Source organism: Leptospira stimsonii (assembly GCF_003545885.1).
Classification (GTDB): domain Bacteria; phylum Spirochaetota; class Leptospiria; order Leptospirales; family Leptospiraceae; genus Leptospira; species Leptospira stimsonii.
Window position 1 is genome coordinate 1 of record NZ_QHCT01000014.1, and the last position, 24,571, is coordinate 24,571.

Sequence of the window (24,571 nt, forward strand, 5' to 3'; positions counted from 1 at the left end):
CGAAGAAAGTAACAAAGACTTTAAAAGTGTAACCCATGTCTCTGGTCTAAAGTGTTACCTATGTTCCAGGATGTACAATCAGGGTGGGGCCGGCGACTTTTACAGGAGAATTGTCGTAACTACGACGGATTTTTTTAAAGATCCAGTCAACTTGCGTTTAAGGGGCTGATTCTTTCGGGAAGAGGTGTTTTAAAAATTACCATCGACTTACGATTTTTATTTTTGTAAAAGGGTTTGGATCGTTTCTCGGGTCGATTGCCGTATTCTCCTTTACTTACTTCGATCGGGATTCCTTTTTGATCGATGCAAAGGTCTATATTGTTGTCGTTATCGTCGATGTCCGCAATTTGAAAGGGGAATACCGAATCCGTTTTCTTTTCGTTTTTTAATTTGATTTTGAACCTCTCGAGTTCTCGTAACCCGAGTTCTCCTCCATCCGTCGCCCTGACCCCACCCGACCAAACGATTCGTACAACTGAAACGGTTTTGGATCTGGGACAATCGGCCCCGCGCCCCGTCTCGTTGTACGGATAGTCGTGCCCAAGTTCGAAGTGTTCCGCATAACTTAGAAAAGGTCCTTCCGCCAGGGAAGTGACGCTTATCTTTTGTCCTTGAAAGTTTTGTCCATCTCGGCTTCTTAAGTCGTTGATAATTCGAACCTCGACCGGTTCGTTCTCCGGAAAATTTCCGAATTCTCCAATCAAAAGAATCGTCCTGAGTTCGTATTCTTCCAAAGCGGGACGGAACGTAACAAAGGAAACGGGAAGCAGTTCTCCTTTCTTTGTAAGGATTTGAGAATCGGAAGCGTCGAGGGTTCCCGGATCGATCTCATGCGAAAATACGAGAGGTATTCCGTCTTTCCCCGGTGCATTCTTCCATAAAAAAAAAGATCGTAACGGCAATGCATTGTCTAAGCCGAAGAAGGCGGATATTATGTTCGCTTTTCTTGTATGGTTGATCTGCGGATCTTTGTTTGATAGTCTATAATTCGGCGCTGAAATACAACTTCCGAACAAAAGCAGTAATAGTAATATTCGACTCGAGTGGTCGGACATGTTGAATTCCTCCGTAGGCGATGCTTTGGTTCGTTCTTTCTTTTTGGAACCAAGAATGTAGAAGAGAGGATTCCTCGTTAAAGAAGGCCGAATTTCTTCTTTGTCAACAAAAAGAATTAGAAGGAATACCGTCTTGACAGCTTCCATTCTAAGATTTTTGATTCCATTAAAGACGAAGAGATATGAGTTCTATAAAATCCAAAAAGAAATCCCCAATTCCAACAAACAAATGGTGGCAAACAACCACGATTTATCAGATCTACCCCCGTTCCTTTGCGGATACGAACGAAGATGGGATCGGTGATATCGCCGGGATCATTTCTAAGTTAGATTATCTGAAGGATATGGGTTTTGAAACCCTCTGGATTTCTCCCTTATATAAAAGTCCTCAACGAGATCACGGATACGACGTTAGCGACTATTACTCGATTTCTCCCGAGTACGGAACTCTCAAGGACGCGGAGAACTTAATCAAAGAAGTTCATAAAAGAGGAATGAAGATCGTCTTCGACATGGTGATGAACCATACTTCGGACGAACACGAATGGTTTAAAGAATCCCGTTCCAGTAAGGACAATCCCAAAAGGGATTGGTATATTTGGAAAGACGGCAAAGGGAAAGGAAAACCGCCTAACAACTGGAGTTCGTTCGTTACTCCCAATGCTTGGCAGTATGATAAAAAAACGGATCAGTGGTATTGTGCGAGCTTTCTTGATTTCCAGCCGGATTTGAACTATTATAACCCGGAAGTCAAAAAAGCGATGTTCGACGTTTTGCGTTTTTGGTTAAAAAAGGGCGTGGACGGTTTTCGTTTGGATATCTTTCACGCGATTTACAAAGACAGACATTTTCGGGATAACCCGTTTCGTTTTAAATACTTAGTAACCGAGAATGATCACGACGGTTACTTTCAGAGAAGACTTTATACGGTTAATCACCCGAACAACTTCGAATTTGCAAAAGAACTCAGATCCGTCCTCGACGAATTCGAAGGTGATCGTTTCGCTGTCGGCGAGGTCGCCGGGGATGATCATACCATCAAACGTTACTTAGGCGAAAAAAGAGACGGATTGAATCTGATATTTCTTTTCGAAACCCTGATGTTGAAATTCAAGACGAGTTTTTTCAAGGGCATCATCAAGAAGATGGAAGAAATCTATCCGGCTCCATACACTCCCACGTATGTTTTCGGGAATCACGATCAAAGACGGTATATGCGTAAGATCAACAACAACCTGGAAAAAGGGAAGTTGGTGGCTCTGTTTCAGTTTACCGCTCGAGGTGTTCCGGTCACATATTACGGTGAGGAAATCGGGATGACCAACGAAACGATCAAACTCACCGAAGCCCAAGATCCGCTCGCAAGAATCTATCGCTGGTTAGGTGATACACTTTCCGAATTTCTGGGACTCGCGGACATTATCATTCGGGATCGAGCCAGATCTCCGATGCAGTGGGATGATTCACCAAACGCCGGTTTTACGACTAAAAAGGCAAAACCTTGGATTCGAGTACACGGAAATTACAAGGCAAGAAACGTAAGCACTGAATCCGAAGACAAGGATTCACTTTTGAGCGTATATCGAAAAGTCATCCATCTACGGAACGAAAGTAAGGCATTGAGAGAAGGAAATTTGACTCTGCTTGAAGAAGGTGTTCCAAAAGATATGCTCGTTTATATTCGAGAAGCCGACAAAGAACGGAAAATGGTGATTTTTAACTTTGGAAAAAAAGAACGTCTTTTTAATAATACGACGGATTGCAAAAAATATTGTTTTTCAACTCACGTCTACGATCACAATGAATTCGATCTCTTTCAGGTGCCGCCGTGTTCCGGTTTGATCTTGGAGAACGACCATTCTCCGAGGGTTGTAATAAAACCGAAAGTTAAGAGAAAAAAATAAACTCCTATAAATCGGTTTTTTCCATCGGAAACGCTTTCTTTCTTTTGAACCGGAACGGATCGAAAGGAAGAAAGCCGTTTGATTTTTTACACTTTCTGTTTTGGGAAAATCTCCTTAAAAAAAGAAAGTAGTTCGTTCCAAGAGCGGCGATCCGCCTTTGCGTTGTAAGCCGCCCCCTTGGAATTGTCGTTTCCCGCTTCTTTGATTGTAAAGGAGTGAACGGCTCCGCCATAAGAAATAAATTGCCAGTCGATTCCTGCCTTTCTCATCTCATCCTGAAACGTGTCTACCTCGTCTTTTTTTACGAAAGGATCGTCTGCTCCGTGTAATACGAGAACCTTCCCAGCGATACTCTTCGCGTCTTCCGTATTAGGGGTTTGTAATCCACCATGGAAACTAACGGTTCCCTTAATCGGCGCCCCGCTTCGTGCGAGTTCCAACGCCACGGTTCCGCCGAAACAATAGCCGATCGCCGCGATATTCTGCGCATCCACTTCCGGTTGCGATTTTAGTGTTTCTAATGCCGCCGTGATTCGAGCTCTCATCAGTTTGCGGTCTTGTTTGAATTGACCGGCTAACTTAGAAGCTTCTTCCATACCTTTGGGTCGAATGCCTTTTCCGTAGATGTCCACTGCAAACGCAACGTAACCTAACTCGGCAAGTTTATCCGCTCGCATTTTGGAATTTTCTCCTAAACCGAGCCAATCGTGTACGACCAGGATACCCGGCGCCGTCTTTTTAGAACCGAGCTCAGGATAGGAAATGTATCCTTCTAAAGTGGTTTCTCCCTCTTGATAGACGATGTTCTTCGAAATCGTTTTGGCCGCTATGGAAACGGAGAATAACTGTAAGACCGCAAAAAAGGTTAAGAATTTCTTCATGAATCGATTTACCTCGTTCTTCTTTTGACAGATTTCTATTGGAAAAGCAATGAATTTTAGAACCAACTTCTTATTAAAAGTAGGTTTCATTCCAATCTAAGGCGGTTGGGGAAGCGTTTATTGAACGTATGATTCGGTTCGATTGGTCCCATTTTTTCCGCCTTCCATCTTTCTACGGAATATATTCAGAATCTGTTATGTTTTAGAAATCGTGTTTCCACTTTTGTCTCTAATCGCGACGCCCAAGAGTTCGAAACGATCTCTCGTTTGTGCTCTTCGGCTCATCGTTTGGAAAGGTTCGCGACGTCTCGTTTTAAATCTTTATAACGAAGGGCGTATCTTTTTCACTTTTCTTTTGAGAAAGGAGGACAAAAGCGAAACTTCCGGAAGAAAAAAATTGATAAAAATGGTTCGTGTCCATTGTAAAGACTTGAACGAAAATGAATTCCTATTATTTATCGTCACTCATCATTCTACAAATATGAAACGAAATCACATACGAGGTCGAAATGCTAAAACGAAGAAAGTTATTATTTCCTTTGCTCTGTATTGTTCTTTGGATCCTCTCATTCAACGCCTGTGGATCGTCCGGAAATTCTAAAATTCCTCCTCGCGCCGAAAAAGGAATTTTGGATCTGAGAGACTGGGATTTCAACTCCGACGGAATCGTAAAATTGGACGGGGAATGGTCCTTTGTCTGGAAACAACTTCCTCTTTCCAAGCCGAACACGGTTCTTCCCGATTCGAAAACGTATTTTGTTCCGGTTCCCGATAACTGGAATTCCTATAAGGAGATCGGAGATATCAATTCGGCGTCGGCCTACGGTTATGGAACGTTTACTCTGAAGGTTTTGTTAAACGAAAATCAAATCCCTCTTGGACTGCGTTTTCAGGACGTGGGAACGGCCGCGGCGATTTGGGTGAACGGCAAAAAATTAATCCGAAGTGGAGTGGTCGGAACCGATGAAAACACTTCAAGGCCGCAGTATCTTCCGCGATATATAGACGTTCCCACAGACAACAACGAAGCCTTGATCCAAGTCGAAGTCTCCAACTTTCATCATTTTAAAGGTGGAATCTGGGAAACGATTCGTCTTGGAAGTCGGAAGAGCATACAGGACGATAAGGAAAATCGATCCGCGACCGAGATGTTTCTTTTCGGAAGTATTGCGATCATGGCCCTCTATCACTTCGGTCTTTTTTCTTTAAGGAGAAAAGACAACTCGAGTTTGTTCTTCGGTTTATTTTGTTTTGTCATCGTCGTGCGTCTACTCACTACCGGAGAACGATTTCTTCTCCAAAAATTTCCGGACATACCTTGGGAGCTCGGAAGCAAGTTGGAATATCTTTCTTTTTATCTTGCGTGGCCGATTTTTCAGAAATACATGGACAGTATTTTTCCGGGGGACATGCCACCGTTGGTTACAAAGATCGCTACCGCGGTCGTCGGCTTCTTTTCGCTTATCATTTTGTTTTTTCCCACTAGAATTTTCGCACTAACACTGCTTCCTTACCAAGGAATTCTACTTCTTTATATACCATTCTTCTTCTTCTGGTCCGGAAGATTTATATATCGAAAACGCGATGGTGCAATCATCGCCGGGATCGGCGTCTTAGCATTGATCGCGGCCGCGATCAACGATATTCTACAAAGTCAAACTCTCGTCAGTCACGGATACTATCTTCCGATCGGACTTTTTTCGTTTATTTTCGCCCAGTCCTATATGCTTTCGCTGAAGTTTTCCTCCGCGTTTGTCTCGATCGAAAACTTATCCGCGGATCTAACGAGAACGAATCAATCGTATAGTCGTTTTGTTCCTTTAGAATTTTTGAAATTTCTCGGGAAAAAGAATATTACGGAAATTGAATTAGGAGATCAAACTCAAAAGGAAATGACGATCCTTTTCTCCGATATACGATCTTTCACACAACTCTCCGAAAAGATGACACCGAAGGATAACTTCGATTTTTTAAATTCTTATATGGGAAGAATGGGGCCGATCATTCGAAAACATGGAGGCTTTGTGGATAAGTATTTAGGAGACGGGATCATGGCTCTTTTTCCGGATTCTCCCGATGACGCAGTGGAAGCGGCGAAGGAGATGAAATCAACACTGGAAGAACACAACCAAAGTCGTTTGGAAAGAAATTATGATCCGATCCGAATCGGGATCGGAATTCATACCGGTGTTTTGATGCTGGGAACGATCGGAGAAGAGGCGAGGATGGACGGAACCGTCATCTCGGACGCCGTCAATCTTGCGTCTCGAATCGAAGGACTTACGAAAGAATATGGAGCGGATATACTTCTTTCCGATGAAAGTTATCAGAAAATACGAAATCGGCGGAAATATACGTTTCAGGAATTGGGCAAGGTTTCGGTAAAAGGAAAAGAAAACCTGATCGGTGTCTATGAAGTCAAATAAGATTCAAGAATGGCGCTCGCGGAAGCTTTAATCGCTTCCCTCAATTCTTTAGGTTCGATTACGATCACTCTGTTCGCGAATCCTAGAATGTTATGCAGAGCCCATTCTTTTGTTTCGAAATTGACACTTGCTCTTATCCAAGTGTCATCTATTTTAGAGTATTCTAATATATAACTATATGCGAATTTTCTGAAATGTTCCAGTTCGTTGCTTTTGATTTTGAGGGAGACGGAATAGGACGGGAGTTTCGAGAAGAATTCCTGCGTGCTTTCCTGCCAGTGTTTTTCTAAGTCGAATTTTTTCGGTCTTTCAAAAGTTTCTCCGAGTTGTGCCTCGAGAATTCTTGAAATACGAAAGGTTCTAAATTCTTTTCCATATTTTGCGATGAGATACCAAACCTTCCCTTTGGCTACAAGTCCTAAGGGGAGAACGATTCTTTTTTTGGAGGCTTCGTCCGACTTGTAACGAAGAATCACCTTTCGATTCTCCCAAACGGCTTCCTGCAATAAAGGAAGAAACGGGAATTCTTCCTTCCAATTTCCCCAACCCGCGCCGTCGATATGAATTCTTTGGCGAATCATCTCGGCTTCTTCTTGATAGGCCGGTGGGAGCGACGCCATAAATTTCATGAATGCGGAATCGAATTCCTTTTTCCTTCCGAGATCGGAAGCGATCCGTGTGGAACTCGTGAGAATCATCGAAAAGATCTCTTCCTTTTTCATACCGGTAAGATTGGTTCTATAACCCTGTGATAATTCCCATCCGCCTTTCGAACCTCTTTCCGCAAAAACCGGAACACCCGAAGCGCTGAGCGCTTCCATGTCCCTGTGAATCGTTCTTTCCGAAACCTCGAGTTTACGGGCTAAATCTTTGGAAGAAATTCTTCCCTTTGCTTGGAGTTGAAGTAGAATGGAAAGTAATCGATCCGCGCGCATGATTCAAGCTTAGCACAAAAAATATGACAAAATCTGTCATGTATTTCTTTATAAAATCGAAAAAAATCCGTTTTTAGAAATCGCTTCCTGATATATGACAGAACTTGTCATCTTCCTCCAAGTAAGATAATAGAATGAAAGAAAGGATTTTGGCTGGTAAGGTGGCTTTAGTAGCCGGAGGAACACGGGGTGCAGGAAGGGGCATCGCGATCTCGTTAGGTGAAGTAGGTGCTACCGTTTATGTTACGGGAAGAAGCACGAGAGCGTCTCGTTCGGAAATGAATCGTACGGAGACCATTGAAGATACGGTCGATTTGATCCACAAAAACGGTGGGAAAGCGTTTGCGATAAGAACCGATCATACGGATTCCGATCAGGTTCGCGAACTCATACAAAAAATCGATCTTGAGCAGGGTAAGTTGGATATTCTTGTCAACGACATTTGGGGAGGAGATCCTTATATTCGTTGGGAGGAACGATTCTGGGAACATTCTTTGGAAAACGGAATCAAGGTTCAAAGGACTTGTTTGGAATCGCACCTCATTACCAATTATTTCGCGGCTCCTTTGATGATTCGAAATCGTTCGGGTTTAATCTTAGAGATCACCGACGGGATCGATTATCGTTATCGAGGAAATCTATATTACACTTTAATAAAGTCTTCTATCATCAATCTTTCCCGTTCCATTTCCGAGGAATTAAAGCCGTACGGAATCACGGCTCTCTCTCTAACACCCGGTTTTCTGAGGTCGGAGGCCATGCTCGATCATTTCGGAGTTCGCGAAGAAAATTGGAGGGACGCGACAAAAAAGGATCCGCATTTTATCGTTTCTGAAACTCCCGCTTATATCGGTCGAGCCGTGGTCGCGCTCGCCGCTGATAAGAACGTATTTTCAAAAACGGGAACTTCGACGAGTACTTGGAAATTATCGGAAGAATACGACTTTACGGATTTGGATGGAAGTCGACCGCACTGGGGAAATTACTTTAAAGAAAAATTCGGAGAAGAATTATGAAACCTGAATATTCTCAAGATAGAGTTTTACTCGAATCCAATGTTTTAGAGGTTTCCACCGGAATTCTGAGTATGGTTTCACGAATTCTTTTCCCCGGTTCGCTTTCCAGAACCGTTTCCAACTCTTCCGAGACGGAGGCAAAATCGGAACCAGCGTTGCAATTGGAATCGACTGAATTGTAAATCTAGAAGATTCGATTCTTGTAACCGAAAGGGATCTCTTCCGGGAGAACCCATCTTCCTTCGATTATATTCAAAATAGTTCGATTCTTTTTGGATAGAATGAGAATTGAATTCATGAAGACTTTTGAAAGAGTTCTTAAATTCTACGATTTGTTTTCGAACTTTAGATGATTCATAAGGAGAAATAAATGAAACAGTATTTAGTAAGAATTTTGAGTTACGGTTTTTTAGTCTGGCTGATTCCTTTTGCCGTTGCGATTCCGTTTCACTCAAGGGATGGGAAACTCCTGACCGACATGTTTTTGTTTAAGACGGTTATGATTCTCGTAGGCAATCTCACTGGAAGCGTCTTACTTTCTTTGCTCGCTGTGAAAATCTCAGGAAGAACGTTATCCATTCTTTTTATCACTGGAATTCTCTGGCTTGCAATCAATTGGGGGTTGGACTTCTTGATTTTGCTTCCGATGTCCAAAATGAGCGTCTCCGACTATTTCGTTCAAATCGGATTTCGATATCTTACGATCCTAATCGTAGCTTTCTCAATCGGTTGGGTCGTGGATAAAAGGTCGGCTTAATTTCGGTTTGAATTCAAAGATACTCGTTTACAACTTCGATTGAACTCTACGAAGAAACGCATTGCTCAAGACGACCGAAGTTGGGAAATATATCTGAAGTCTTACATAGGATTCTGAAGGAGGGATTTGAAAAAACCCCTCCTTCAAGTTGAAGAGATCTCCGAGAACCTTCCCATTTTTTCCGATCAACTGAACATGAATCGCTTTTTCATCGAAGACGAAGTAAACTTTATTCTTATCTCTGATCCCTAAGTCGACGAGGACCGGATCCTTTAAAATGCGATCGTGTTTTTTAACACAGACATAATTTCCCGATTTTAAAGAGGCTAAGATATTTTTCGGTTCGAGTGTTTCCGTATTTATCAACACGTAACGCGTCAAGGATTGCCCCTCGGGTCGATATAAGAGGGAAACAATGTCCCGCATGGTTATCTTCGAATCCGCCTTCGCCATTTCATATTCATCCTTTGGAAGATAGTGGAGGTCGTCCGAAGCCATACAAAACGGAAATCTTTCTTCGCTTAATAATTTGTCCCAGAGTTCGAGATGATCTCCGAAAGGACTAAAAATCTCGATTGCGTCGTACCGTTGGAGGGTCCGGAGCATCTCATCGGAAAAACTAAAGTTGAGTTTGGGATGATTGATCGTAACGAAGTTACCTTCCTCGCTAAAGCGATCGATCACCCATTGGATGTTTGAGATCGAAGCATAGAATGGAAACGGATCGGATTCCGCCTTACTCGCTCCCAATACCAATAGATGTCTCTTCCTTAAATTTGTTCCCCATTCGAATGCCGGAAGTAGAGTGAGTTTTGGATTTTTAGGTAGGGTGATTCTCTCATAATCGGAGAAGCTAAGAATTTTATATCCGTGTTTAACATATGCGTTTTGAATTTCTTCCACGCTATTTCTTCCGGGAGTGTACCATACTTCGTTCGTATGATTGTGAAAAGACGCTTTCTGCCATTTGAGTTGCAGTTTTTTTCGATAGGGATCGATAATCGTCTCGGAGTGATTTGAAAGTAGCTCATCATGATCGGATCGAAACGAAAAGTATGTAAAAACATTGAAACAAACGAATACGCATAACAAAAATAGAAGAGAAAGAAGGGTTCTTTCGAAAATCTTTTTCATCGATTGGCATTTGAGATTTTCCTTCGGTATAAAAAATCATATTTTCACTTCTTATATTTCCTTTTGGTTACGGAAAATTAAGAAATTGTAATTTGTATCATTCGAAAATGAATTGTGTCCTCCTTCTCTTTTTGCGCCGATGCTTCGAATCCTTTTTCCGAAATGATTCGATCTTATTGGAAATGAAATTAGAGTATGTCAAATCAGAATAAAATTGCGGTTTTGTTACCTGCGTATAACGAAGAGGTTACGATTCGAGAGACGATTCTTTCCTTTTTTAAAGAACTTCCGAATGCGGAATTCGTCGTGATCGATAATAATTCAAAGGATAAGACCTCGGCTATCGCCGAAGAAACATTCAGAAAACATAAAATACGGGGTAGAATTCTTTTTGAGCCGAAACAGGGAAAGGCTAACGCAGTCAGAAAAGGTTTTTCAAACGTTCAGGCCGATGTTTACGTCATGGCGGATGCCGATATGACTTATCCGGCGAATGAAATTCAGAAGTTGCTGAAAGCTCGAGAGATCGGAGATTTCGATATGGTAGTAGGAGATCGATTGAGCGATGGAATCTATGAAACGGAGAACAAAAGGAGATTCCATTCTTTCGGAAATTATCTCGTGATCCGATTGATCAATTTCCTTTTTGCCGTTCAACTTAAGGATGCGATGAGCGGTTACCGGATTTTTTCCGATCGTTTTGTTCGTCACTATCCGATTCTTTCCAAGGGGTTTGAATTGGAAATAGAGATGACTTTACACGCGCTTGATAAGCGACTTTCCATTTTAGAAGTTCCGGTTCGTTACTCGGATCGTCCAGCGGGAAGTGTCTCAAAATTGAATACGATTCGGGACGGCTACTCGGTCGTAAAAAACATTCTTTGGATTTTTAAGGATTACAAGCCGATGCATTTTTTCGGATTTTTGTCCTTCTGTTCTTTCGCATTTTCCGTGTTATTCGGTTTCCCGGCGATTTATGATTATCTAAAATTCAAATTCGTTTATCACGTACCTTTGGCTATTCTTGCTACAGGCCTAATGATCATTTCACTGATCAATCTTTCGATCGGTTTGATCCTGCATACGGTTTCGAAAATCCAAAGATTCAATTTCGAACTTCAGATTCTAAAATGGAAAGGATCCGATCAAAGATAAATGACTTTGAGTAGAACTAAGTTTCCCTCGCTCGCCACCAACTCCACTCTGATCTTAGGATAGAGATAACTCAGTTCCAAGATGCTGTTTCTATTCGTGAGAAGAAACGTCTTTTGAGTTCGCGAATTTGTTAACAAGGACTCATCGTCTTGAAATTTGTAACTTCCGATGATGAAGATCGGTTTGTCGCGATAGAAGAACGGATAAAAGGAAAGATACTTGTAGAATACCAAGTCGCCTTTTTCTTTCCAGGCGATATCCGATAATCTAAGAATTCTTCCTTGTAGTGTCTCTATCACTTTTGGTGCGATAAAAATCGAAAGTGAAATTACAAACCCTATCATCGAGAGCCAAAGCGGAATCAGAGATGAAACAAACTTCGATGAAAACGGAATTTGATGAAGCATATAGGCACTTGCGATAAAGCCGAGAATAAAAATGAAAGCCGGTAAGAATGAAAGTGTATCGATTTCGAAGGAATGTCCGCCACCGAACGCCTGAATAAAATCGCTACTTTGCAGAGTAAATTTAAGAATCCAAGGAAGTGAAATAAAAAGAACGAAGAAGGAAAATCCGAAAGTATAAAATAGAATCTTAATCGACGTTCTGATATTTTTTTGTTCGCAGAATAGATACGCCGCAAAAAAAGAAAGAGGGAAGTAAATGGAAGAGGAATAATGCGGCAATTTTGTTTGTACAATTGAAAAAATAACAAGCACAAGAATTGTCCAGGATAGAAAGAAAAGAAAGAGGCCTTTGAGTTGATCGTTCTCTCTAAGGTTTCGATTTTCTTTTAAGCCATACCCGAATAAGAACGGCGTCCAGGGGAAAAAGCCGACTAACGCGACTAAGAAATGATAAAACCAAGGACCCGTATGCGACTCTAACGATTTTGTTAGTAGTTTCCTTTGAAATTCTAAGAAGCCTAAGATGAATTCATCTCCGTGAAGTAAATAGTCCGTAAAATAGTAAGAACCGATCGTTAAAACGCAGACGAATCCTGCGATCGCGGTTTCCCAAACGGAAATCGAATATTTTTTTTGAAGGATTCTCATCGTGATAAAGGAAAGAATGGGGATTCCGATTCCGAGAGGTCCTTTTGTCAAAGTTGCGAGTCCCATAACGAACGCGCCTAGGATCAAATAAAGGAAGCGAGTTCGATTCTTAAGTTCCGCTTCTACGTCGTAGAGATAAATGCAGACGACCGACAAAAAGAGAAATGTGTTGAATAGATGGTCGATATAAGCTGTTCTCGAAAGAATCAAAGGTAATAGAGAAGAGGAATAGAGGAGCGCCCAGGCGAGGCCGAATTTTTCGGAAAGAATTTTTTTACCAAAGAAATAAATCGCGATAAAGGAAAGGATTCCACTCAATACGGAAGGCATACGAGCGGCGAATTCTCCGATTCCAAAGATGTGATAGAAAATCGAAGTAAGCCAGAAGTAGAAGGGAGGTTTTTCCGTGAACGCTTGCTGGTTCACCTTGATTCTAAAATAATCCCCTGTTTGAAACATACTTTTGGAGGCTGAGCCGTAGATATTCTCGTCCCAATCGATGAGCGGAAAAGAACCAAGTCCGAAAATTAGGAAAACAGAATATATCAGTAAAAGAATCCAAAAGGCCCGGTTTTCAAATCGCATACGTTTCCTATTAAAGTTTCGGGTTTATTTCCCGTTAGAAGTCTGCGTATGTTAGGGTGGTTCGGTTTGATTCGTATTACATTCCCGAGACATTTCGGTGAGAACGACCAGAGAAAAAGGATCGTAAGTCGTTTAACATTTCGAAACTGCGAGATTGTAAGTCGCGATCGTTCTGGGGTGTATCCTTTTGTTTGTAGAAATCAAATCGAGAATCGTGTTCTTCGCTTTGCAAAGAACACCCCAATAGAGATTTTTACGAGTTTGTTCTCTCCATTCGGGATAGAGAGGATTTTTTTCGGCGTATTCCGATCCTAAAAAATCCGCCGCGTAAAGAATTAAATCCAATGGTCCGGGTGTTTCCGCACCCAGAGTATGGTTTCGAACCGCGGAAAGAACGGATTCGTTTTTTAAATCGTACTGCTTTTTGAGATAGATCGCCGCCGAGTAGGCGTGCCAAGCGGCGGAAGGGAGTTGTTCCAATTCTTCCTGACCGGATTCTCTAAATAACGTTATGTGAAACTCCGAAGTTTTTTGTTTTGTGATATCGTGAACGATTCCCGCCAAATACGCGAGATCCGCTTCGTCCTTGGAATGAAGGATCGCTAACTCTTTCGCAATTTCGGCTACCTTGAGAGAATGTTCCCAACGGGTGATCGTTATTTCAGTCGGTACGATTCTCTTAAACTCTTGCGTTCTTGTTTCCCATTCGGAGGTAGTCATCGAATTCTCCTTTGCGAATTTGATTTTCAGTGCGATGGTGAGAAAGTCCGACGAGAATTCAATTTATATTCTTCTTGGATCGAAGAAAGGCTTCGATTCTTTCCGAAAGGTTATTTCGAATATTTTGATAGAAGATTCCGTAGTCCAATACGTGATAATTCTCTCCGAACCACCTTGAAAAACCTTTGGCATTCGGTTTTGAGATTCGAAGAACTCCATCGGTACATTTTGCATCGCAGAGTTTCGGTTCGATCGTTTTGAATTTCCCGTTCACTCCTCCTGCGTGCAAGTCGGCCACTGCAATCGTTTCGTCCGCACGCCAACTCAGCGGATTCACACACACATAAGGTCCTTTCAGGTCGTGCGGGAGTTTTCCAACCTCCGCTTTTTCTCCATAAGTTCGCCAACTTATGAAACAACCGGTTTGTGTTCGATTAGAGCAAATCGGTATATTTTTATAAGAATCGATCGGGACCGCTCCTCCGAGTAGATAGGCGACTACGAGCTGATTTTTGAGAGGTGAGTTGTCGATTTTTTCCCGAAGGAGCCTGATCGCGTGGTAAGTGCCTTGGCTATGGGAAGCGATGATAAACGGTCTACCGGCGTTCCATTCTTTGAGATACGTTTCAAAAGACTTAAGTACATCTTGATATGCTAATTCAAGAGAGAGTTTCCCGTTTTCAGAATCCAAAAAAGAATACAACGTCGCTTGTCGATAGCGCGGTGCGTAAATTTTAGCACAACAGTTGAAAACGCTCGCTTGTTGTCGGATTGTGGATTCGTCCGTTCTTTCATTCACTCTTTCGTCTCCTAAGGATGCGTTCCAATCTCTACCGTAGAAAGTGGTCGGGTGAACAAAAAAGACGTCGACCGGCGCTTGACTTTGCTTGTCTTGAAGAGTGGATTCCGAAGGAACCTTATCCGCATCGTCTTTCGTTTGAGGTAGCGCCGACCAGGATTTCAAAAGTAAATAATCCGGTTCCTGCGGTCTTATCTGCTCGGAATAATTTCCGGAAGGACGGATGATCCAAAGACAAGAAAGGGAAAAGAATGTAGAAATCAGAATCGAAAGCAGGGAAAGAAAACGAATTCGCATAACAAACCTCGAAATAGAAACTTGGGAGCGGATGAATATCTTCAAGATTCTTCCGATTTTATTTGCCAAATGCAGGTGTGTCAATTCGGTTTATCGGATCCGAAAGAAGGAAAAAGTTTTTCAAAGAATTCCTGAGGTTATGAAAATTTCATCTTTGTCTTATCGGTTCTGATGAGAAGTTGACAGGGAGTTTTGCATTTTTAAGATCGACACTATGAAAATCACGGACGAAGTATTTAAGAATGCGCTTTCTCATTTTCCGTCTGGCGTCACCGTCATAACGTATTCTCATCAAGGGAAACAGAGCGGCCTTACCGTAAGCAGTTTTAGTTCTCTTTCTCTCAATCCTCCTTTTGTTCTTTTTTGTTTGCAGAAGAATATCGCAAGTCACGATCCGATCCGGAGTGAGGGAAAATTCGTCGTCAATATCTTAGCACAAGGACAAGATTCTCTTTCCAATCAATTTGCATCGGGAAAAACCGACAAACACGCGCTTATCGAAGAACTACAGTGTAAAAAAGGAGAATTGGGTCTCCCCATTCTTCCGGGAACTCTTTCTTACATTGAATGCGAAGTGGATCAATTCGTGGACGGAGGAGATCATTCCATCGTAATCGGAAGAGTCATCTCCGCCGGAGCCGACGATTCTCTTCGTCCTTTATTGTATTATCGAAGAAATTATTATTCGATCTGATAAGAAGTCAATTTGGAGTAGATGAGACTCGCGTTTCGAGATGAAGTAACAGGTCGTAGACGCGGAAGTATTCTTTCCTTTAATCCAAGCCTCGTTTTTCGGATTCCAATGTTCTCATTCATTTTATAATCAGAAACGCTTCTCTTTATAATGGAGGTTTCTCTGTTCTCAAAATTCGATTATCATTCTATTCTATTTCGATAAAAAAAATCGAATTAGGACTCAAGAAGAAATAGCAATGGAATCGATCGGCCCTTAAGCACTCAACCAACGGATTCCAAAAGAACTGTGATTCGTAAAAAAACCGAATTCGGACGATGATTTTCAGAAGAATTCGGAACAAAGTTTGGCGCATTTGATTTCAAACTTCGTATTCCTTTTTGAGGGCTTGGATTCCGAGGTAAAACAAAAACGCTCAATGAAGAAATTATTCGTTATTTTGGGAACGTTCTTTCTATTCTGTTCCCTTTTTCTTACAGTCCCAATTTTATATTCTTCCCAATCTCCCTTTTCATTTTGGAAATCCCTCTTTCTCTTTTCTCAAGCGGGAGTCAACGGAGAGGATGAAATCTGCAATCTTTCCGTTCTGGAATTGGGAGACGGAGGATGGATGAAAAAAAAGCCTTCCGGAGAACCGCGTCCTGTGTTGATGGAATACATTCTCACCCATTGTCAAAAATAAACGTTCGCAACTTCATTTCGATGTTTTTCATTGAGAAAAATTCGGGAAAGGTTGATCCTAACGTTCCTATCTTTAGGATGTGGAAATCGCGGAGGTTTTATGGAATATTCTTATGTTTTGGATGTAAAAAAACAAAGGAAGAACTATCTCTTCGGCTATTATAACCGACCGATCCTTTGGTTTCAAAGACGATTTTTACCGATCCTACTTTTGATCGTTTCCGCACTGGAATTCTATTTTTATAAGAATACGGATCGGTACGTGATTCCATTGTTTTTTGGAATTATAGGCATCTATTATATTCTAAGGCCTTTTATTTTTCTAAGAAGAATTCGTTTTCAAGACACGGAGGGAAGAATTTCGATTTCTGAAAAAGAACTGAAGATCTCCGATGAGAAAGGCGAACTTAAAATACTTCCGAACGAACTCCTAAAGATCATTCCTAAAAAACAGTATCTGTTTTTAAAGGTGCGAATCCATACGATCCAGTACTTATTAATCGATCTCGACGCGGTGAAAGGAGATTCGAAAGAATTGGTAAAAGAGTTGGAATCGTTTTTGAGTCGAAAGGAAGAATAGACCTTCTTCCTTTTTTGTTTCCGTTCTCTAAAATTCGGACCGAGTCACTTTTGCCCACGGAGATCCAGATTCGAATCCGATTTAAAAATGTGCGATTCTTTCCGAAGGTTCGGTAATCTTTCGCTTCGTCTTATTCTTCTAAATACAAGTCTGCGATTATAAATCAAAGTTTAGATAGATCCTAACGCAAGTCCTGCGAAACTACAAAGGGAATATATTCTAAAATTATAAACTACTCTGTATGTTCTTGCAGTTTCCGATTTTGGGAGTGGCCTTTTTTCGATTCTTAAATCCTCATTCCGAAGAGGGGGATCCATTCCTTTTCACAAAAATAAATTCAAGTTATAACGAGCGATCATTAGAATGAAATGTATGGTATCCTAATCCAGAGCAATGGTTCCCGACTTTTGTGGACTCTGCTCTGATCGAATCGCGGATGCAAAAGCAAGATGTATTTTAATTTCATAAATGTTCTCATTCTCCATTCCTCTCCAATAGAAAAAAAGAGTAAACGATTTCGAACCCTTATCGTTCTACTTCTCAATTTCTTTCTGAAAAAATCAGATTTAGAAAATCGCGCAGAACTTCAGGTGTAACAAAGAGAACTCGTCGATCTCTGTGAATGAAAATTTCAAACCGACTATTTTATCCAAAATATGTCCTTAGAATCCCTTGAGATGAGCAATCGTATATAACGGATTCTAAAATTAAATATTAGCAAATGCTGGAGGTTCTTCAATGAGTGAATTTAGAGAAAAAAATGTGGACGAAGTCTTTTGTGGTTCTTGCGGTTCGGCAATCAAACGGGAAGCGGAGATTTGTCCGAAGTGCGGAGTTCGTCAGAAAGGCGGCTCGGGTGGTGTTTCGGAAAATTGGATGACCACTTTTCTACTTTGTTTTTTCCTCGGGATCCTGGGCGCGCATCGTTTTTATACGGGTAAGACCGGAACAGGGATTTTGATGCTTTTCACCGGAGGCGGTTGTGGATTTTGGGCGTTGATCGATTTGATCAAGATTATTACGGGGAATTTTAAAGACTCAAAGGGAAACAAGATCGCAAGGAATTAAGTTGTTCCCATGTCTTTGGTTTCAAAAAGAAAGCGCCACAGGCATGGGATTTTTGTTTTTCTGCAACGCTTTCCAAGACACGTTCGATTTGCTTTCGTCGTCGTTGCTACCTGGATTTTTTATTCGATTCCGGAAGAATTTATTTATGATCCGCTTCCTCTTTGTTTCTTTCGTTTTCTTTTTGATTGGGAATGTCCGGGTTGTGGAACGACGAGAGGCTTTTGGTGTATTTTACACTTTCGTTTCGAAGATGCGTATCATTACAATTCCTGGATCTGGTTGACATTTCCTCTTTTTGTTTCCTGTCTCTTACATTGGGTCTTTTCTCCCAAAATCCGTTCCCTGAAGAATCGTGTTTTTCCGGATTGATTCCGAAGAAGGTTTGGGTCTGCGAACGTGGGGGAAAGTATGAGTTCCTACTTTCGAGAGAAGTCGGAGGAACGCGGGTGTTCCAACCTTTCTTGGAAGAATTTCCCTGACTTTTCGGAGGAGAAGCTCGGTCTCGGAAAAGGAGAATTTCCTTTGCCTCCGTAAGATTCTTTTGAAAACTCAGAATTGTTTTTTGACTGCGGGAACTCCTAAGAAAGGGCCGATCGTACTTCAAAAAAATCAAAACCGAAATCCCTTTTTGTGGGAACTCTCACAAAAAGGGATTTCTTCAAAGGTCGCAAATTCTTTCTTTTGAAAACTTCGCTCCTCCCGACAAATGCGGGAACTCCTCGTTTGAATTTATCGGAATATTTGATTTTCAGAGTGCGACTCGGAAAAAATACTGACAATCGATGGAAAAAGACGCCGTCTCCTTACAAGACGCCCTGGAACACGGGCTTACCGCAGAAGAATTTCAAAAAATCCAGGACATCCTGGGAAGAATCCCGAACTCCACAGAACTCGGAATTTTCTCCGCAATGTGGTCGGAACACTGTTCTTATAAAAACTCGATTCTAAAATTAAAGACGCTCCCGACCTCTTCGGACAAGCTCCTCGCACAAGCCGGAGAAGAAAACGCGGGCGCGATGGATATCGGCGACGGACTCGCGGTTGTTTTTAAGATCGAAAGTCACAATCATCCGACTGCCGTGGAACCGTATCAAGGCGCCGCGACCGGAGTCGGTGGAATCATGAGAGATATCTTTACGATGGGCGCGCGTCCGATCGTCTCTCTCAATTCCCTTCGTTTTGGAAATCCGGACGAACCTCGAAACAAATACCTTCTTTCTCGTGCGGTCAAAGGAATCGGCGACTACGGAAATTCTCTCGGGATCGCCGTTTCAGGCGGAGAACTTTTTATCGATGAATGTTTTTCTAAAAATCCTCTCGTAAACGCGATGACGGTCGGAATTGTTCGTCACGATCAGATGGCGAGCGCGACCACCGGTGGACAAATCGGAAACGCGGTTTATATCGTCGGAGCTACGACGGGAAGAGACGGAATCCACGGAGCCTCCTTTGCTTCCAAAGACCTTTCGAAAGAATCGGAATCCAAACGTTCCGCAGTTCAAGTCGGAGATCCGTTTATGGAAAAACTTCTTATGGAAGCGAGTCTCGAAGCGATCCAGAAAGGGCTCTTGATCGGAATTCAAGACATGGGCGCCGCGGGAATTTCCTGTGCGACTTCGGAGATGAGCGCAAAGGGAAAGACCGGGATGAAGATCAACTTGGATCTAGTTCCTTTCCGCGAAACCGGAATGAACGCCTACGAAGCGATGCTTTCCGAATCTCAAGAAAGAATGCTTGTGGTTCCTAAAAAAGGAAAAGAAGCCGAGCTCGTATCTATATTCGAAAAATGGAATTTGAATGCGGTTCAAATCGGAGAAATCACGCACGACGGATTTATCGAAATTCTTATGGGGGGAATCCGCAAGGCCCATATCCCCGCCGAATGTCTCGTGTTAGGCGGAGGAGCTCCTCGTTACGAACGCGAAACCAAACGTCCTTCTTATCTGGACGCGGTAAAATCTTGGAAACCGGATTCTCTTCCCGACGTAACTTCGGGTAAGAATGCGACCGAAGTCCTGATTCAAATTCTTTCTTCTTGGAACGTCTGTTCCAGAAGACCGATCACGGAACAATACGACAGCGAAGTTGGACTCGTAAAACTCATCGGGCCCGGACTCGACGGAGGACTTTCCTCGATCCCCGACACAAACAAGGCGCTCGCGACCGCGACCGATTGTAATTCCAGATATACGTATCTGGATCCTTACAAGGGCGCCGAGTTTGCGGTTTGTGAATCGGCTCGTAACGTCTATGTCACCGGCGCTCGTCCACTCGGGGTGACGAACAATCTCAATTTCGCAAATCCTTATATTCCGGAAAACTACTATATGTTTTCGGAATGTATTCGAGGAATGGGAGACGCCTGCCGTTTTCTCGAACTCCCCGTAACCGGAGGAAACGTTTCCTTTTACAACGAGTCTCCGGAAGGCCCGATCTTTCCGACTCCCACGATCGGAATGGTGGGAATTCTCCAGGACAAAACAAAACTTCTTTCCAATTTTCCGAAAGAAGCAGGAATCGAGCTTGCGGTCCTCGGAAACTTCCGCCCCTCTCTCGGTGGAAGTGAATACTTAAAGAAGATTCAGGGACAAGTCAACGGAGCCATTCCGGAACTCGATATCAAAGAAGAATTGGCGCTCTGCAATTTGATTCTTTCCTTGAATGAAAAAGGAATTTTGAAATCGGCCCGAGATCTTTCTCTCGGAGGAATCGCGATCGCGCTTTCAAAGACGGTTCTTTTTTCTCGTCTTGGAATTTCCGCGGACTTGAGTTCTCTCAAACAAGATCGTCTCGATCTGACTCTTTTTGGAGAAACTTCCACGGCGGTTCTCGTCGGCTTTGTATCTTCCGAGAAGGAAGAGATTCAAAAACAAACACAAGCTTCCGGACTCAAATTCTATTCCGTCGGAAAGACGAACGAAAGCGGAGTATTAGAATTTCAAAAAGAAGGAATCCGTCTTTCTTTTGATCAGTTGAGCGAACCCTATGAAAACGGTTTAGAAGCCATATTCGCACTCTAAAAAAGGAAAAGAAAGAATGAAGTCTCTCTTCTCGAAAAAGCAAACCTTGATTCTTCTCCTCTCCGCGACGAGCCTTGTCTTTGTCGCATGTAAGAAGAATGTGGAAGAAATATTAAACGAAGCGAACGCAAGCGCGGATTCGATCGCGGTACTCGATTTGGGTATGCAAAAGCTGACCTCGATTCCTGAAGGAGCTTGTAAATTTCCGAACCTGAAACGTCTCGATCTTCGTTTGAACAGTTTGGCTTCCCTTCCCGAATCTTTCGGAGAATGTAAGAGTGTGGAACAACTGAACGTTTTTGGAAACGACCTCAAAACCTTTCCTTCCGCTCTATCTAAATTAAAAAATCTGAAAGTTCTTCTCGCAGGGAACAACGATCTCGCCAATCTTCCATCCGAACTTTTGTTCTTGCCGGAGATCAAAACGATCTATCTGGATCAGAACAAACTGATTCTCACCGAAACGGACGTGGACATTCTCGCGAGTCTTTCCAGCTTGGAAGAATTGGATCTGAGTCTGAATACTGGAATCAAAAGTCTTCCAGCAAATTACACCAAGCTGAAGAATCTCACTCTTTTAAAAAGATTGAATATTAAAAAAACCTCACTCAAAGGAGAGGACGCGGAAAAACTCCAGGCGATTCTCCCGAAGACAAAAATCGACTATTGATATTTATATGAGCGAAACACAAAAAGAAAATCCGTATTCGTCCACCGTATTGCTTCCCAAGACCGATTTTCCTATGAAAGCGGATCTTGCAAAAAGAGAACCCGCGCAGATCCAAGCCTGGAAGTCGGGGAAAATCTTTCATAGGATGAGAGAACTTAGAAAAGGGAAAAAAGAGTTCATCCTTCACGACGGTCCTCCGTATGCGAACGGAAATTTTCACTTGGGGCACTCGCTCAATAAGATCTTAAAAGATACGATCGTAAAATCGAAAGCGCTGGCCGGATTTTATACGGACATGATTCCGGGTTGGGATTGCCACGGACTTCCGATCGAAGTTCAGGTTTTAAAGAATCTCGGTAAAAAAGCGCGTGAAACCGGACCGGAAGAACTGAGACAACTCTGTAGAAATTACGCGGAAGAGTTTGTTGGAAAACAGAGCGAGGACTTGAGTCGTTTTCTTTGTTTCTGGGAAGAAGGAAGAATCTACAAAACGATGTCTCCCGATTTCGAAGCAAGAATTGTGGAAGTGTTCGGAGATCTTTTTCAGGAAGGTTACGTCTATCGCGGAAAAAAACCGGTCTATTGGTCGATCGATTTGGCGACAGCGCACGCGGAAGCAGAGATAGAATACTATCCACACGTATCTCCTTCGATCTATGTGAAATTTCCCGTGATCGGAGAGCCGAATCGTTACTGTCTAATTTGGACGACGACTCCTTGGACTCTTCCGGCGAATCTTGCGATTTGCTTTAACAGAAAAATTGAATATTCTATTTTTAAAACGGAGTCCGGAGAAGAATTGATTCTCGCAGACGGACTCGCCGAAAACGTTACGAACGCTACCGGGGTGGCGTTGACAAAAGTAAAACCGGTCACTGCGGACGAACTCTCGGCTCTCAAATTCCAACATCCTTTTATCGATCGAGTTTCCATTCCTCTCTTTGGAGATCACGTGACTCTGGAAGCGGGGACGGGCTGTGTTCACACGGCGCCAGGGCACGGGCAAGACGACTACAAGGTTGGGCTTGCGGCAGGGTTGGAACCATTTTCGCCCGTAGACGACTACGGAAAATATACCGATGAATTTCCAATGATGCAGGGAACGAAGGTTTTTGACGCGAACCCACTCATCATAGAACTCCTGAAAGAGAAGGGATTCCTTTTTCATCACAGTGAGTTCGAACATTCTTACCCACATAGCTGGAGAAGTAAAAAACCTCTGATCTTTCGCGCGACTCCGCAGTGGTTTTTCAAGATGGACTTCAACAAACTCAGAGAAAAATCTCTCGAAGCGATCGACGGGGTTCAGTGGATTCCGAACTGGGGTATCACGAGAATCCGTTCTATGGTAGAGACAAGACCTGACTGGTGTTTGTCTCGTCAGAGAAACTGGGGAGTTCCGATTCCTGCGTTTACTTGCGAAGCTTGCGGAGAAACTCATATCAACGGGGCTTCGATTCAATTCTTTACTCAGAAAGTTCGTGAAAAAGGAATCGAGATCTGGTATTCTCAAAAAGCGAGCGAACTTCTACCTTCCGATGCAAAGTGCGAGAAGTGCGGAAAGAATTCATTCAAGAAAGGAAACGATATCCTGGACGTCTGGTTTGATTCCGGTGTTTCCAGCTTTGCGGTGTTAGACGAAAGAAAAGGGGAGCCGCCGGCGGATCTTTATTTGGAAGGATCGGATCAACACAGGGGTTGGTTCCAATCTTCTCTCTGGCCTTCGATGGCACTAAGAGGAATTCCTCCCTTTAAAACGGTATTGACCCATGGATATGTTTTGGACGAAAAAGGGCACCCGATGTCCAAGTCTCTCGGAAACGGGATCGATCCGACGACCGATATCATCAACGTATATGGGGCCGATATTCTGAGGCTCTGGGTGAGTTCCTTGGACTTCCGGGACGATATCAAAGTCGGAAAGGAATCCGTGAAGATCGTATCCGAACAATACAGGAAGATTCGAAATACGTTCCGATATCTTTTGGGAAATTTAGATGGACATCGCGAAGAGGAAAACCTTCCCTTCGAAGAACTGGAAGAAATCGATCGATTCTACCTTTCCAAACTCGCGCAGTTCGTCGAAGACGCAAGTGCGAGTTACGAAACGTATCAGTTTCATCAGATCTATCAGAGACTCATTCTATTCTGTACCGTGACCTTGTCTCAGGATTACTTCGATATGATCCGGGATCGGATGTACTGCGACGCGAGGGATTCCAAAACGAGAAGATCCTCAGCGACGGCGCTCCAAAAAATTCTGGAAACGTTATGTATTTTGACAGCGCCGATCTTGAGTTTTACCGCGGAAGAAGTCTGGGCTTCCAATGGGAAAAAAGAATCCGTGTTCTTGCAAACGTTTCCGGAAATAAAAGCCTGGAAGAATCCTGCGCTTGAAGAAAAGTTCGAATCCGCGTTGCTGGCAAGAGAAGCCGTGCAGAAGGCCCTTGAGCTTGCAAGACAAGAAGGAAAGATCGGAAAGTCGCTCGAGGCGGGTCTGGAGATCGTTCCGAAAGACGGATCGAAACTCACGAAACTCTTACCAAGGGAAACGTTGGAACTCCTCTTTGTCGTATCACAAGTGCACGAGACAAATCCGAAGTTGGAAGTCCTCTCATCCCACGAGAACGAAAAATTCTCCGTAAGAGTTTTGAAACCGACTCAGGAAGAATGTCCTCGTTGCTGGAGACATACGGAAGACATCGCAAAAGAAGGAGATCTCTGCGGGCGTTGTAAGTCCGTCGTAGGTTGAAGGTTAAAGGAGGGGGAAGTTTCCCCCTCGCTACAAACGCATTCGCGTTTTTCGCTACCCCCTCTCCGGGAAATGGATCCTGAAATTAGCCCGGACCGATCTTTCTTTTCAAAATTGTGTAGCGTATCTCTTTGGAAATCGCGGGAGTTCCCGCATTCTCAGAATCGTCTGAGAAGAAAAAAATCTTCCTCATCAGAAAAAAACCGAAGGTGGAATGTTTTTCAGAGAATCTCTCCAGAAAAAGTAGGAACTCACACGTTTTGTCCAAACGTGCGTTTGTTGTTCGAGAACGGTTTTGAAAGAAAAATCAACAGTTCCAGAAACATTCCGAAGACGTAAAAAGTAGGAACTCACACTTTCACAAAGTCGAATCGTTAAGAATTGTGC

20 protein-coding genes and 1 pseudogene are annotated in these 24,571 nt (G+C 42.9%); 14 read left to right on the forward strand and 7 right to left on the reverse strand.

The window, feature by feature from the left end; all coding sequences use genetic code 11:
* Positions 1–196: 196 nt before the first annotated feature.
* Positions 197–1,055 (reverse strand): annotated as a pseudogene (locus tag DLM75_RS22960) (hypothetical protein).
* Positions 1,056–1,237: 182 nt separating this feature from the next.
* Between DLM75_RS22960 and DLM75_RS22965 the strand changes: the two are divergent.
* On the forward strand, positions 1,238–2,959 hold the full coding sequence (locus DLM75_RS22965) for an alpha-glucosidase (RefSeq protein ID WP_118970848.1): 1,722 nt from the start codon (positions 1,238–1,240) through the stop codon (positions 2,957–2,959).
* Between the two features lie 86 nt (positions 2,960–3,045).
* On the opposite strand, the gene DLM75_RS22970 is transcribed toward DLM75_RS22965, so the two are convergent.
* Positions 3,046–3,840, reverse strand: coding sequence for a dienelactone hydrolase family protein (locus DLM75_RS22970; protein ID WP_118970903.1), 795 nt, complete (start codon positions 3,838–3,840; stop codon positions 3,046–3,048).
* 509 nt (positions 3,841–4,349) lie between these two features.
* On the opposite strand from DLM75_RS22970, the gene DLM75_RS22975 reads away from it, so the two are divergent.
* Complete coding sequence (locus tag DLM75_RS22975) at positions 4,350–6,266, forward strand: adenylate/guanylate cyclase domain-containing protein (protein WP_118970849.1); 1,917 nt, start codon at positions 4,350–4,352, stop codon at positions 6,264–6,266.
* Here DLM75_RS22975 and DLM75_RS22980 read toward each other — a convergent pair.
* The gene (locus DLM75_RS22980) at positions 6,251–7,201 is read right to left on the reverse strand and encodes a helix-turn-helix transcriptional regulator (RefSeq protein ID WP_118970850.1); all 951 of its coding nucleotides are present in this window, start codon (positions 7,199–7,201) and stop codon (positions 6,251–6,253) included. The two genes, DLM75_RS22975 and DLM75_RS22980, sit on opposite strands and share 16 nt — an antisense overlap.
* 134 nt (positions 7,202–7,335) lie before the next feature.
* On the opposite strand from DLM75_RS22980, the gene DLM75_RS22985 reads away from it, so the two are divergent.
* The 3 genes from DLM75_RS22985 to DLM75_RS22995 all read left to right on the forward strand — a co-directional run bounded on the left by DLM75_RS22985 (position 7,336) and on the right by DLM75_RS22995 (position 8,974).
* Complete coding sequence (locus DLM75_RS22985) at positions 7,336–8,217, forward strand: SDR family oxidoreductase (RefSeq protein ID WP_118970851.1); 882 nt, start codon at positions 7,336–7,338, stop codon at positions 8,215–8,217.
* Entirely contained in the window at positions 8,214–8,399 is a 186-nt protein-coding gene (locus tag DLM75_RS22990) for a hypothetical protein (RefSeq protein ID WP_118970852.1), read from the forward strand. Before DLM75_RS22985 ends, DLM75_RS22990 begins: the two co-directional genes overlap by 4 nt.
* A 188-nt stretch (positions 8,400–8,587) precedes the next feature.
* A complete protein-coding gene (locus DLM75_RS22995; protein ID WP_118970853.1) occupies positions 8,588–8,974 on the forward strand; it encodes a hypothetical protein in 387 nt (128 codons plus the stop codon).
* A gap of 27 nt (positions 8,975–9,001) precedes the next feature.
* Here the strand turns inward: DLM75_RS22995 and DLM75_RS23000 are convergent, their stop codons facing one another.
* Positions 9,002–10,108, reverse strand: coding sequence for a CehA/McbA family metallohydrolase domain-containing protein (locus DLM75_RS23000; protein WP_118970854.1), 1,107 nt, complete (start codon positions 10,106–10,108; stop codon positions 9,002–9,004).
* Between the two features lie 195 nt (positions 10,109–10,303).
* On the opposite strand from DLM75_RS23000, the gene DLM75_RS23005 reads away from it, so the two are divergent.
* Entirely contained in the window at positions 10,304–11,263 is a 960-nt protein-coding gene (locus DLM75_RS23005) for a glycosyltransferase family 2 protein (RefSeq protein ID WP_118970855.1), read from the forward strand.
* On the opposite strand, the gene DLM75_RS23010 is transcribed toward DLM75_RS23005, so the two are convergent.
* From DLM75_RS23010 to DLM75_RS23020, 3 genes are all read right to left on the reverse strand, one after another.
* The gene (locus DLM75_RS23010; RefSeq protein WP_118970856.1) at positions 11,254–12,903 is read right to left on the reverse strand and encodes an ArnT family glycosyltransferase; all 1,650 of its coding nucleotides are present in this window, start codon (positions 12,901–12,903) and stop codon (positions 11,254–11,256) included. The genes DLM75_RS23005 and DLM75_RS23010 overlap by 10 nt on opposite strands.
* A 132-nt stretch (positions 12,904–13,035) precedes the next feature.
* Positions 13,036–13,623, reverse strand: a complete 588-nt coding sequence (gene yqeK / locus DLM75_RS23015) for a bis(5'-nucleosyl)-tetraphosphatase (symmetrical) YqeK (RefSeq protein ID WP_118970857.1) — start codon at positions 13,621–13,623, stop codon at positions 13,036–13,038.
* 58 nt (positions 13,624–13,681) lie between these two features.
* Complete coding sequence (locus DLM75_RS23020) at positions 13,682–14,719, reverse strand: DUF3089 domain-containing protein (protein ID WP_118970858.1); 1,038 nt, start codon at positions 14,717–14,719, stop codon at positions 13,682–13,684.
* 214 nt (positions 14,720–14,933) lie between these two features.
* Here DLM75_RS23020 and DLM75_RS23025 point away from each other — a divergent pair, with 214 nt between their 5' ends.
* The 8 genes from DLM75_RS23025 to ileS all read left to right on the forward strand — a co-directional run bounded on the left by DLM75_RS23025 (position 14,934) and on the right by ileS (position 24,184).
* Positions 14,934–15,413 (forward strand): flavin reductase family protein, encoded by a 480-nt coding sequence (locus DLM75_RS23025; protein ID WP_118970859.1) that lies wholly within the window; start codon positions 14,934–14,936, stop codon positions 15,411–15,413.
* Positions 15,414–15,831: 418 nt separating this feature from the next.
* Complete coding sequence (locus tag DLM75_RS23030; protein ID WP_118970860.1) at positions 15,832–16,095, forward strand: hypothetical protein; 264 nt, start codon at positions 15,832–15,834, stop codon at positions 16,093–16,095.
* Between the two features lie 99 nt (positions 16,096–16,194).
* On the forward strand, positions 16,195–16,674 hold the full coding sequence (locus tag DLM75_RS23035) for a hypothetical protein (protein WP_118970861.1): 480 nt from the start codon (positions 16,195–16,197) through the stop codon (positions 16,672–16,674).
* Between the two features lie 738 nt (positions 16,675–17,412).
* Positions 17,413–17,742 carry a TM2 domain-containing protein gene (locus tag DLM75_RS23040; protein WP_118970862.1) on the forward strand — a complete coding sequence of 110 codons (330 nt, stop codon included), beginning with the start codon at positions 17,413–17,415 and terminating at the stop codon, positions 17,740–17,742.
* Between the two features lie 9 nt (positions 17,743–17,751).
* A complete protein-coding gene (locus DLM75_RS23045) occupies positions 17,752–18,111 on the forward strand; it encodes a DUF2752 domain-containing protein (protein WP_118970863.1) in 360 nt (119 codons plus the stop codon).
* A gap of 413 nt (positions 18,112–18,524) precedes the next feature.
* The gene (gene purL, locus DLM75_RS23050) at positions 18,525–20,762 is read left to right on the forward strand and encodes a phosphoribosylformylglycinamidine synthase subunit PurL (protein WP_118970864.1); all 2,238 of its coding nucleotides are present in this window, start codon (positions 18,525–18,527) and stop codon (positions 20,760–20,762) included.
* A 16-nt stretch (positions 20,763–20,778) separates the two neighbouring features.
* Positions 20,779–21,432 (forward strand): leucine-rich repeat domain-containing protein, encoded by a 654-nt coding sequence (locus DLM75_RS23055; RefSeq protein WP_118970865.1) that lies wholly within the window; start codon positions 20,779–20,781, stop codon positions 21,430–21,432.
* 7 nt (positions 21,433–21,439) lie between these two features.
* Positions 21,440–24,184 (forward strand): isoleucine--tRNA ligase, encoded by a 2,745-nt coding sequence (ileS, locus tag DLM75_RS23060; protein WP_118970866.1) that lies wholly within the window; start codon positions 21,440–21,442, stop codon positions 24,182–24,184.
* The last annotated feature ends 387 nt before the right edge of the window (positions 24,185–24,571 follow it).

What these genes read in the sequence shown, in the direction of transcription:
- DLM75_RS22965 (WP_118970848.1), top strand. Translation starts at nt 1,238, where the DNA reads ATGAGTTCTATAAAATCCAAAAAGAAATCCCCAATTCCAACAAACAAA.
- DLM75_RS22970 (WP_118970903.1), bottom strand. Translation starts at nt 3,840, where the DNA reads ATGAAGAAATTCTTAACCTTTTTTGCGGTCTTACAGTTATTCTCCGTT.
- DLM75_RS22975 (WP_118970849.1), top strand. Translation starts at nt 4,350, where the DNA reads ATGCTAAAACGAAGAAAGTTATTATTTCCTTTGCTCTGTATTGTTCTT.
- DLM75_RS22980 (WP_118970850.1), bottom strand. Translation starts at nt 7,201, where the DNA reads ATGCGCGCGGATCGATTACTTTCCATTCTACTTCAACTCCAAGCAAAG.
- DLM75_RS22985 (WP_118970851.1), top strand. Translation starts at nt 7,336, where the DNA reads ATGAAAGAAAGGATTTTGGCTGGTAAGGTGGCTTTAGTAGCCGGAGGA.
- DLM75_RS22990 (WP_118970852.1), top strand. Translation starts at nt 8,214, where the DNA reads ATGAAACCTGAATATTCTCAAGATAGAGTTTTACTCGAATCCAATGTT.
- DLM75_RS22995 (WP_118970853.1), top strand. Translation starts at nt 8,588, where the DNA reads ATGAAACAGTATTTAGTAAGAATTTTGAGTTACGGTTTTTTAGTCTGG.
- DLM75_RS23000 (WP_118970854.1), bottom strand. Translation starts at nt 10,108, where the DNA reads ATGAAAAAGATTTTCGAAAGAACCCTTCTTTCTCTTCTATTTTTGTTA.
- DLM75_RS23005 (WP_118970855.1), top strand. Translation starts at nt 10,304, where the DNA reads ATGTCAAATCAGAATAAAATTGCGGTTTTGTTACCTGCGTATAACGAA.
- DLM75_RS23010 (WP_118970856.1), bottom strand. Translation starts at nt 12,903, where the DNA reads ATGCGATTTGAAAACCGGGCCTTTTGGATTCTTTTACTGATATATTCT.
- yqeK (WP_118970857.1), bottom strand. Translation starts at nt 13,623, where the DNA reads ATGACTACCTCCGAATGGGAAACAAGAACGCAAGAGTTTAAGAGAATC.
- DLM75_RS23020 (WP_118970858.1), bottom strand. Translation starts at nt 14,719, where the DNA reads ATGCGAATTCGTTTTCTTTCCCTGCTTTCGATTCTGATTTCTACATTC.
- DLM75_RS23025 (WP_118970859.1), top strand. Translation starts at nt 14,934, where the DNA reads ATGAAAATCACGGACGAAGTATTTAAGAATGCGCTTTCTCATTTTCCG.
- DLM75_RS23030 (WP_118970860.1), top strand. Translation starts at nt 15,832, where the DNA reads ATGAAGAAATTATTCGTTATTTTGGGAACGTTCTTTCTATTCTGTTCC.
- DLM75_RS23035 (WP_118970861.1), top strand. Translation starts at nt 16,195, where the DNA reads ATGGAATATTCTTATGTTTTGGATGTAAAAAAACAAAGGAAGAACTAT.
- DLM75_RS23040 (WP_118970862.1), top strand. Translation starts at nt 17,413, where the DNA reads ATGAGTGAATTTAGAGAAAAAAATGTGGACGAAGTCTTTTGTGGTTCT.
- DLM75_RS23045 (WP_118970863.1), top strand. Translation starts at nt 17,752, where the DNA reads ATGTCTTTGGTTTCAAAAAGAAAGCGCCACAGGCATGGGATTTTTGTT.
- purL (WP_118970864.1), top strand. Translation starts at nt 18,525, where the DNA reads ATGGAAAAAGACGCCGTCTCCTTACAAGACGCCCTGGAACACGGGCTT.
- DLM75_RS23055 (WP_118970865.1), top strand. Translation starts at nt 20,779, where the DNA reads ATGAAGTCTCTCTTCTCGAAAAAGCAAACCTTGATTCTTCTCCTCTCC.
- ileS (WP_118970866.1), top strand. Translation starts at nt 21,440, where the DNA reads ATGAGCGAAACACAAAAAGAAAATCCGTATTCGTCCACCGTATTGCTT.